8 protein-coding genes are annotated in these 9,380 nt (G+C 63.1%); 1 reads left to right on the top strand and 7 read right to left on the bottom strand.

Annotated elements, in window-relative coordinates:
• Positions 1 to 212: 212 nt before the first annotated feature.
• From RA26_RS12005 to tdm, 4 genes are all read right to left on the bottom strand, one after another.
• Entirely contained in the window at positions 213 to 554 is a 342-nt protein-coding gene (locus RA26_RS12005; RefSeq protein WP_039183939.1) for a hypothetical protein, read from the bottom strand.
• Positions 555 to 676: 122 nt separating this feature from the next.
• A complete protein-coding gene (locus RA26_RS12010) occupies positions 677 to 1,951 on the bottom strand; it encodes a hypothetical protein (RefSeq protein ID WP_039183940.1) in 1,275 nt (424 codons plus the stop codon).
• Between the two features lie 531 nt (positions 1,952 to 2,482).
• Positions 2,483 to 2,899: a group II truncated hemoglobin gene (locus tag RA26_RS12015; protein WP_039183941.1), complete on the bottom strand. Its 417-nt coding sequence runs from the start codon at positions 2,897 to 2,899 to the stop codon at positions 2,483 to 2,485.
• Between the two features lie 29 nt (positions 2,900 to 2,928).
• Complete coding sequence (gene tdm / locus RA26_RS12020) at positions 2,929 to 5,298, bottom strand: trimethylamine-oxide aldolase Tdm (protein WP_039183943.1); 2,370 nt, start codon at positions 5,296 to 5,298, stop codon at positions 2,929 to 2,931.
• A 181-nt stretch (positions 5,299 to 5,479) separates the two neighbouring features.
• On the opposite strand from tdm, the gene RA26_RS12025 reads away from it, so the two are divergent.
• The gene (locus RA26_RS12025; protein WP_039183944.1) at positions 5,480 to 6,322 is read left to right on the top strand and encodes a DMT family transporter; all 843 of its coding nucleotides are present in this window, start codon (positions 5,480 to 5,482) and stop codon (positions 6,320 to 6,322) included.
• An 87-nt stretch (positions 6,323 to 6,409) separates the two neighbouring features.
• Here the strand turns inward: RA26_RS12025 and folD are convergent, their stop codons facing one another.
• Genes folD through RA26_RS12040 form a run of 3 tightly spaced genes read right to left on the bottom strand, consistent with a single transcriptional unit; the run spans position 6,410 to position 9,377 of the window.
• Positions 6,410 to 7,300 carry a bifunctional methylenetetrahydrofolate dehydrogenase/methenyltetrahydrofolate cyclohydrolase FolD gene (gene folD / locus RA26_RS12030; protein WP_039183946.1) on the bottom strand — a complete coding sequence of 297 codons (891 nt, stop codon included), beginning with the start codon at positions 7,298 to 7,300 and terminating at the stop codon, positions 6,410 to 6,412.
• A gap of 36 nt (positions 7,301 to 7,336) precedes the next feature.
• Positions 7,337 to 7,642, bottom strand: a complete 306-nt coding sequence (locus RA26_RS12035; RefSeq protein ID WP_039183947.1) for a chorismate mutase — start codon at positions 7,640 to 7,642, stop codon at positions 7,337 to 7,339.
• A 58-nt stretch (positions 7,643 to 7,700) separates the two neighbouring features.
• Positions 7,701 to 9,377 (bottom strand): formate--tetrahydrofolate ligase, encoded by a 1,677-nt coding sequence (locus RA26_RS12040; protein WP_039183948.1) that lies wholly within the window; start codon positions 9,375 to 9,377, stop codon positions 7,701 to 7,703.
• Positions 9,378 to 9,380 lie beyond the last annotated feature (3 nt).

A 9,380-nucleotide genomic window follows, 5' to 3' on the forward strand; every position in this document is an offset into this window, starting at 1 on the left:
CCGCTCTCCAGCTTAATGAGATTCTTGGCGACGGTTATGCCCGCGCAGGCAAATCCGCGCAAAATCAGGCCGACGCAAAAACATCCAAAACCGACCTTGCGCGCCACAGCATACCGGATTCTGCGGGCAGCAGTGCCGGAAATGGCGTTTTTCTGCGCAAGCAAAAGGGGGCCGCGGCCCCCTGTCGTCTGTTTCCAGCGGTTCTAGTTTGCTCAGCAGTCGGCCACGTTGCCGCGGCGGATGCAAACGGGTTGCGCCTCGCCTGTGCCCTCGGCGGTTCCTGCCTGGGCCACCTGGTCGCTGCCGCCAAGCAGGTTCCTGCCGTAGCTGGCGACCTCTCCCCAAAGCGTCTGGCCGTCCTGCGGCGCATCAATGGCAGCCCTGTCCCGCCCGGCCCGTACGCGGGCGATACGTTCCTGCACAATGGTACCATAGTCGGTGGCGCTGAGATCGCCCCAGTTCAGCCCCGCGTCGCGGGTTTGGATGTAATAATCGTAGCCGACCACCCCCTGGATGCTGAACACCAGAATGCCTATCGCTTTCTTCAGTGCCATCTCTGCCCTCCGGGTCCGCACCTGCCGTGCTGTTAACAACACTCTCAAACCTGGCGCAGAAATGCGGCGGCAATCCGGCAATTCAGGGAAAAGCCGGTGCAATTGCACCGGTCTGGCCGGGATCAGTCGCAGGTCCGTGTGGTGCCGCGGCGGATACAGCTGCTGCCATCACCGCTGTCTCCTGCCAGGCCCTTGCTGACCTTGACCTGAGCCACGCCGCCGTTCTGCGGAGCCGCGTCGCCCGCCTGGCTGGACCCGCCTGTGAACACGCCAAGCAGCGTGCTGGCCAGCCCCGCTGTCTTGCCCGCACCGTCCCCGCTGCTCTGGCTGTCTTCTGCGGCGTCCGGCATTGCGGCATGACCTTCCGCTCCGATCGCGACGCCGCCGCGCACCGCACCGGCCTCTGCCATCAGCCGGACCAGGCGCTCACGATAGGCGGCCTCCAGCACCACAGCGGGATCGGGCACATCACCGCTGGTTACATCGATAAAGGCTGAGGTGCCGGTCACAGCGCCAGCCAGCAGCTTGCCGTGATCAATATTTTCCATCTTCAGCCGTGCGGCCTTGGCCTCAATGCCCTGCAACTCACTGCGCAGCCGGGCGATATCCCCTGCCAGCTGCTCTTCGGCGGCCAAGGGCACGGTCACATTATTGCCGATGGTGGGAACGGGTTGCGCCAGCAGGCTGTTCAGCCCGTCATAATCGATGGCCGACAGGAGCTGTCGGATGGTCTCATCCGAAGCATCCGCATGGACCAGGATCGTGGCATGCTCACCGAAGCCCACGACCCCATTGAACTTGCGCATCTTTCCGCTGCTGCGATCGTAAATGCCCTGATCACGGCCAAAGGCGACGCCGCCGATGACCGCATAAGGCTCCTCAGGCAGGTCCATGCCGCGCATCGAGGAAACAACCATTCCCCCCAGGGTGTTCGGGTTCTCCTGGCCACGCAGATAGACGCTGAGCACAACCGCTTCGCCGTCCTTGCTGTAACCCCAGCTGTGCGGTTCCATCTTCGCGGCCCGTTTCCGTTCGCGGGCGCCATCCAGCGCCTGATCCAGATCCGACAGCGCATCCTCCCCTGGCTCCGCGCTCTCTGCCCCGGCTGCCAGCACTCCCGGCCGCTCAAGCAGGCTGAACCGCTCCATTCCTGCCGGCGCATCGGGCAGATACGCCTTGCCGCCCTGCTGCCAGCGGCGGAGGCGTTCCTTCTCCTGCTCAGCCAAACGGCGTTCCGCCTTGCTGCTAAGATAACGGCTTTTGATGGTTCCTGCATAAGCAGAAAGGCCCAGACTGCCCAGCTCCAGCCCCGCCCGGCGGGTTTGCTGTTCATAGTCGACGCCCAGAAATACCAGCCCGCACACAGCTGCGAAGCCTGCCAGATGCTTGATGCTCATAATGTCCTCGTGGAAATGCCCGAAATCTTTCGATCCGGCTAACGGGGGTTTGGGGCGGGAATGCGGCATCAACGCGAAAAGAAACAGATTGACGCCCGCACAGATTGAATCTGCGGGTCCGGTTCTGCCGTATCTGTCCGGGCCTTTTCTGTCCGGCCTCTTCGTCTGTGCTGTAGTGCCTGTGTCAGCCAACAATAATGATGGCGGCGCCGCCAAGGGGCGGAGGCGGGACGGGAGGGGTGCTCCCGCACGCGAAACGTCGTCAGTGCGTGCCCGTGCCAAAGGGCCCTGTTCCAAAGTGCCGGGGGTGTCAGGCCCGGCGGTGACCGCGATCAGGAAGGATCATGGAAAAAGCTGCTTAATATCACGTGAGGCCACCGTACGCAGGCTGCGCAACACCCTGGGTCGGCAGCGAGGCAGCAGTGAGCCGTTCGGGAAGGGAGCGCCATGGCTGAGATGTCCGGATGCATGTGAAGGTGTCTCCCCAGATGCTCCCGCTGGCGTCTCTTTCAGCGGCACCTGGCAGCACACTCAGGCTGTGGCGCGCTTTTCGCCCCATTCGGCCAGATCATTCACCAGCATCAGAGCCACCCGCCGGAACACCTGGCGCAGCCGCTCCACGTGCGGTCCTTCCAGCGACAGATCCGCCAGCGCCTGGTCCATGCATTTCAGCCAGTTCTCGGCATCTTCCTCGGTGATCGGCACATGGGCGTGCATCAGCTTCACATCCATGTGGCCGTGCTTTTCCTCATAATACCGGCGCCCGCCCATGAAACCGGACAGGAAATTGAACTGCTCCATCCGGGCATGGTCCATGCCATGCCCGCGCTTGTGCAGCTTGACGATCTGGGCGCCGGTCTCCGTTTCCTCGACAATGTCATAGAACCGCTCCACCAGCGCGCGCAGCACCTCCTCGCCGCCGATCTGCTCTATCAGCTTCTGAACCATTTAACCTCCTTGCCCCGGAACGGGCGGCCTCAGGATTGAGGCCGTGTCTTCTTAGGGTCGTAATGCGCAAAGGGTACAATCTTGGCAGGCAGCCGTTTTTGATGCCCGTCAAGTTTACCGATTTCCACTTCGGTCCCGACCTCCGCGCAGGACACATCCACCCGCGCCAGCGCGATGTTCTTGCCCAGAAGCGGCGAACGCATGGAGGAGGTCACCTCGCCGATCTGCGCCCGGCCGATGTGGACGCAGTCGCCGTGACCCACGTCGACCGCCGAGTCGATATCCAGCCCGACCAGCTTGCGTGCGGGCGTGGTCTTGCGCCGGATCAGCGCATCGCGGCCAATGAAATCATCCTCTTTCGACTTCAACGGCACGGTGAAGCCGATGCCGGCCTCAAACGGGTCTGTCTGATCGCTGAAGTCATAACCGGCAAAGATCAGCCCGGCCTCGATCCGAACCATATCCAGCGCCTCCAGCCCCATCGGGCGGATGCCATGGGCCTTACCGGCCCCCCAGACCGCATCAAAGACCTCGCTGGCGTGTTTCGGGTGGCAGAATATCTCATAGCCCAGCTCGCCGGTATAGCCGGTCCGCGACACCACCACCGGCACGCCCTGATCATCCCCGATGCGTGCGGCAGTGAAGCGGAACCAGCCCAGTTCTTCCAGCGTGGGGTTGTGGGGCATCGTCCAGATGATCTTCTTCAGCAGATCCCGGCTCTCTGGTCCTTGCACAGCTATGTTGTGCTGCATGTCGGTCGAGGACCGGATCAGCACGTTCAGGCCCAGCTTCTCCGCCTGCTCGCGGATCCACTCGCCGCCATAGTCCGAACCGCCGATCCAGCGGAAGTTGTCCTTGCCCAGGCGGAACACGGTGCCGTCATCGATCATGCCGCCATGCGGGTAGCACATCGCGGTATAGACCACCTGCCCCACTGCCAGCTTCTTGATGTTGCGGGTAAAGATGTACTGGCACAACGCCTCGGCATCCGGTCCGGTGATCTCGAACTTGCGCAGGGCAGACAGGTCCAGCACCACGCATTTCTCGCGGCAGGCCCAGTATTCCTCCAGCGGGCCGGACTCGGCATAGCAATTTGCCAGCCAGAACCCATTATACTCGATGAAATTGCGGGTCATCTTGCTGAGGCGGTCGTGGAAACCGGTTTCCTTGGTCATCTTGGGCTCCGATTCAGGGGTCGCGCGGAACGCAATTGCCCGCTTGAAAGTCTCTTGGCCGCTGTAGGTGCGGACGTGAATGTCGGTGGGGTTCCAGCCATTGGCGGCGCTGGTGTCATCCGGACAGGCAGAGCTGACACAAACCAGATCGGTCAGCGCGCGCAGCAGCACGTAATCGCCGGGCCGGGTCCAGGGCTCATCGGCATACATCACGCCATGATCGTCCAGGCCGGTGTTGAAGAAGAAGTTGATCGCCATCCAGCCTGCCCGCGGTGTCACACCATGCTGGGCCAGCGTCGCATTGAAGTTGTCCGAGCAGTTCACATGGCCGGGATAGCCGATGTCGTCATAGTATTTCGCTGCGCAGGCTAGGGCAAAGGCATCGTGACGCCCCACGGTGTCCTGCACCACCTCGACCAGCGGCAGCATGTCCTGGTCATAGTATTTCGCATGCAACCCCGGCATCGGATAGGCATGGCCCATCAGGGTGCGTGTGGTGGTCACATCCAGAGCATGCTCAATCCCCTTGTCCAGCTTGCGCGCGGCAAAACACTGGAAATCTGTGCACTGGCGGCCATCCACATCAATGATCTGGATGTAGTCGCCCGCCTTCACGAAGTAGCTTTCCGCGGTGGCGCTGTGCACCCGAACCTCGCTGACCGGGTCCGCCAGCGGATCAGGCAGTTCAAACCGCGCCACTTGCTTGATCACCGCGCGCTTGACCATCACGGTCAATGAGGTCGCCGTGTCCTGCTTTTCAAAGTCCATGATGCCGCCGGGTGCCGCGATGATCACCACCCCGTCGCGCTGTGCGGTGAAGCTTTCTTCGGTCTTGGCAGGTGACGAACGGTCAAAGACCCGCACCGCACCACCCTTCGCAAGGTCAATACCACGCGCCTCCATTCCCATACGCAGGCCGCGCAGCGACTGATCCGAGGACGTCAGCAGCGCCTTCAGCCCATCGGCATCGCTGTTCGCCGCAGCACCTATGATCCCGGCATCGATGCGCCCCTTGTCCTCAGCGGCGATGATCTCGCAGGGCTGGCCGCCCTCGTCGTTGATCACTGTCAGCCGGTCACCAGTTTCCACCCGGATCAGGACCGCGCCGCAGCCTTCAACCGCATAACGCTCTGTTCCCTTGGGCAATGAGAACACCGACGGCTGATACAATCCGGAGGGCTTCGGCGGCCCTTTGACAACCTCAGGGAAGCTCATGTCATTCATCGCGCATCTCCTGTTGGACTCCGGCCAATTCTTGCACGGTCGGAATATTTATTTATTGAAAAGAATATTCCGATACGGCACTCTAATCAACAAACATGTTGATTTTCTGCGGAAAAATGGCGATTGCCCGGGATGCGGCATTTTCCTGGGGGTGAATGCCGCAAACAAAAGGATAACCGCCATGCACTCGCTGCTGTTGGGCCTGATTGCCGCTCTTGCCTGGGGCATCCATGACCTCTGCGTGCGGGTTGTCTCCAAGAAAACCGGCATTCTGCCCGCCATGCTGACGGTGTTTGCAACGGGTGCGATTCTGATGGCTGCGGCAGGCATTGCCCTGGCGGATTGGCACGCGATGACCCTGCCGGCAGCCAAACTCGCCGGGCTCTCCGGCACCATCTACGCTCTTGCGTCCTACGCGCTGTACCGGGCCTTTGCGCTGGGGCCGGTTCGGCTGGCGGCCCCGCTGATCGGCGCTTACCCGGTGCTGTCGCTGGGCTTGGCAATGCTGCAGGGGCAGCCGGTCGGTCCCGGTCACTGGCTGGCAGTTGCCGCGGTGGTTGGCGGCGTGGGCTGCATCGCGGTGTTTTCCGCCGAGGACGACGGCGGCGCGATTAATCCGCGGACCGCAGGATGGGGTCTGATGGCGGCAATCGGATTTGCGCTGACCTTTGCAACCGGCCAGGCCGCAACCCAGGCCGGGGCTGAGCTGCCGGTGCTGATCCTGAGCCGCGCGGCCGCAATCCTGCTGGCGGTGGCCCTCGCAATCCTCTTGCGTGCGCTGCAGTTCCCCCCCCGCCAGGTCCTGCCGCTCCTCTGTGTGATGGGTGCGCTGGATGCTGCCGCGCTTGGCCTGGTGATCTATTCCGGCACCCTCCCCCGGCCCGAGTTCGCCTCCGTCAGCGCCTCACTGTTTGGCCTTGTCACCGTGGTTCTGGCCTGGCTGGTTCTGCGCGAAAGCATGACACGCGCCCAATGGGTCAGCGTCGCTGTCACATTCGGCGGCATCGCCTACCTAGGTTTCTGACGCTCATTTCATCTTTCCAAAAAATACTCCCGCCGGAGGTGATCCGGCGGGAGTGTCATTTTCAGCCGTTGCTGTTCTGCGAACGCCTTACGCCGTCAGGCCTTCTGGCTCTGCGAGGTTGTTGGCGCGGCAGCAGGCGGTGACGGTGTTTGCCAGCAAACACGCGATGGTCATCGGGCCGACGCCGCCCGGCACCGGCGTGATGGCGCCGGCGCGTTCCGCGGCGGAGGCGAAGTCGACGTCGCCGACCAGCACGTTCTTGCCGTCGCGCTCGATCCGGTTGATGCCGACATCAATGACGGTGGCGCCGTCCTTGATCCAGTCGCCCGGCACCATTTCCGGGCGGCCCACGGCGGCGACCACGATGTCGGCGCGGCGCACCACGTCGGGCAGGTCCTTGGTGCGCGAATGCGCGATGGTCACGGTGCAGCTGTCGCCCAGCAGCAGCTGCGCCATCGGCTTGCCGACGATGTTGGAGCGGCCAATGACAACCGCGTCCATGCCCGAGAGGCTGCCGTGGTGGTCGCGCAGCATCATCAGGCAGCCCAAGGGCGTGCAGGGCACCATCGATTTCTGGCCGGTGCCCAAGAGGCCGACGTTGGAGATGTGGAAGCCGTCCACGTCCTTCTCCGGCGCGATCGAGTTGATCACCAGATCCTCGTCCAGGTGTTTCGGCAGCGGCAGCTGCACCAGGATGCCATGCACCGACGGGTCGTTGTTCAGCTGGTCGATCAGCGCCAGCAGATCGGCCTCGGAGGTGTCCGCCTCCAGCTTGTGCTCATAGGAGTTCATGCCGACCTCGACGGTCTGCTTGCCCTTGGAGCGCACATAGACCTGGGAGGCCGGGTCCTCGCCCACCAGCACCACCGCCAGGCCCGGGGTGATGCCGTTTTGCTCTTTCAGCCGCGCCACATGTTCGGCCACCTGGCCGCGCACCTTGGCCGCAAAGGCCTTGCCGTCAATCAGAGTTGCTGCCATTGCTCTCTTCCTTTTTGTGCAGGCATTCGGCCCGCCTTACTCTTCCCGGATCACCCGCGCCTCGCGGGCAATCGACCAGTCCACCAGCTGCCGCCACAGATGCTCGATCAGATCGGGGTCCAGCCCCTGAGCCTCCGCCGCAGCGCGGGCATTCATGACCACTTCCTCAACCCGTTCCGGGATCCGCGCCGGCCAGCCGTTCTGTTGCTTCAGCTGGATCGCCCGGTCGATATAGCCTGCCCGGGCAGCCAGAAGTTGCACCAGCTCAATATCCAGCCTGTCAATCTGGGCCCGCACCTCTGCCATCGACTGGCAGTCCTGCGGCGGTGTCTCTGTGCTCATGTCTTAAAACTCCAGCGGCCCGGGATGTCCCGGGCCGCTGAATGTCGCATATCTTGTCTTAGAACAAGCCTTCGATCTGGCCGTCCTCGTTCAGGCGGATGGTTTCCGCCGCCGGTTTGCGCGGCAGGCCCGGCATGGTCATGATCTCGCCGCAGACCGCAACGATGAAGCCCGCACCGGCCGACAGGCGCACTTCGCGCACCGGCACCGAGTGGCCCACCGGCGCCCCGCGCAGGGACGGGTCGGTCGAGAAGGAGTACTGGGTCTTCGCCATGCAGACCGGCAGGTTGCCGTAGCCCGCGTCTTCCCATTCCTTCAGCTGGTTGCGGATCTTGTTGTCCGCCAGCACCTCGTCGGCGCGGTAGATGCGCTTGGCGATGGTCTCGATCTTCTCGAACAGCGGCATGTCGTCCGGGTAGATCGGCGAGAAGTTGGCGGAACCGGCGTCGACGATCTCGACAACCTTCTCGGCCAGCGGCGCGGAACCCTCGGAGCCCAGCTCCCAGTGGCGCGACAGCACTGCTTCAACGCCGTGGGTGGCGCAGTAGGCCTTGACCGCGTCCACTTCGGCATCGGTGTCGGTAACGAAGTGGTTGATCGCAACCACAACCGGCACGCCGAAGGATTTGACGTTCTCGATGTGGCGGCCGAGGTTGGCACAGCCGGAGTTCACCGCGTCGACGTTCTCGGCACCCAGGTCCGCCTTGGCAACGCCGCCGTTCATCTTCATCGCGCGCACGGTGGCCACCAGCACAACCGCGGAGGGTGCGATGCCTGCCTTGCGGCACTTGATGTTCATGAACTTCTCGGCGCCGAGGTCGGCACCGAAGCCTGCTTCGGTGACGACATAGTCGGCAACCTTCAGCGCGGTCTTGGTGGCGATCACCGAGTTGCAGCCGTGTGCGATGTTGGCGAACGGGCCGCCGTGCACGAAGGCCGGGTTGTTTTCCAGGGTCTGCACCAGGTTCGGCTGCATCGCGTCTTTCAGCAGCACGGTCATTGCGCCTTCTGCCTTGATGTCGCGGCAGTAAACCGGGGTCTTGTCGCGGCGGTAGGCCACGATGATGTCGCCCAGGCGCTTTTCCAGGTCCTTGAGGTCGTTGGCAAGGCACAGGATCGCCATCACTTCGGAGGCCACGGTGATGTCAAAGCCGGCTTCGCGCGGGAAACCGTTGGAGACGCCGCCCAGGGACGCGGTGATGGTGCGCAGGGCGCGGTCGTTCATGTCGACCACACGGCGCCATGCGACGCGGCGGGTGTCGATGTCGCACTCATTGCCCCAGTAGATGTGGTTGTCGATCATCGCCGACAGCAGCGAGTGGGCCGAGGTGATGGCGTGGAAGTCGCCGGTGAAGTGGAGGTTCATTTCCTCCATCGGCACCACCTGTGCATAGCCGCCGCCTGCAGCGCCGCCCTTCATGCCGAAGTTCGGGCCCAGCGAAGCCTCGCGGATACAGATCATCGCGTTCTTGCCGATCCGGTTCAGGCCGTCGCCCAGGCCCACGGTGGTGGTGGTCTTGCCTTCGCCCGCAGGCGTCGGGTTGATCGCAGTGACCAGGATCAGCTTGCCGTCTTCCTTGGACTGCACAGAATTGATGAACCCCTGGCTCACCTTCGCCTTGTCATGGCCGTAGGGCAGCAGGTCGTCGCTGGAAATCCCGATCTTCGCGCCAATCTCCTGGATCGGCTTCTTCTGCGCCTCACGCGCAATCTCGATGTCACTCTTGTAGCTCATGGC

The sequence above is a fragment of the Leisingera sp. ANG-M7 genome, assembly GCF_000813965.1.
Taxonomy (GTDB): Bacteria; Pseudomonadota; Alphaproteobacteria; order Rhodobacterales; family Rhodobacteraceae; genus Leisingera.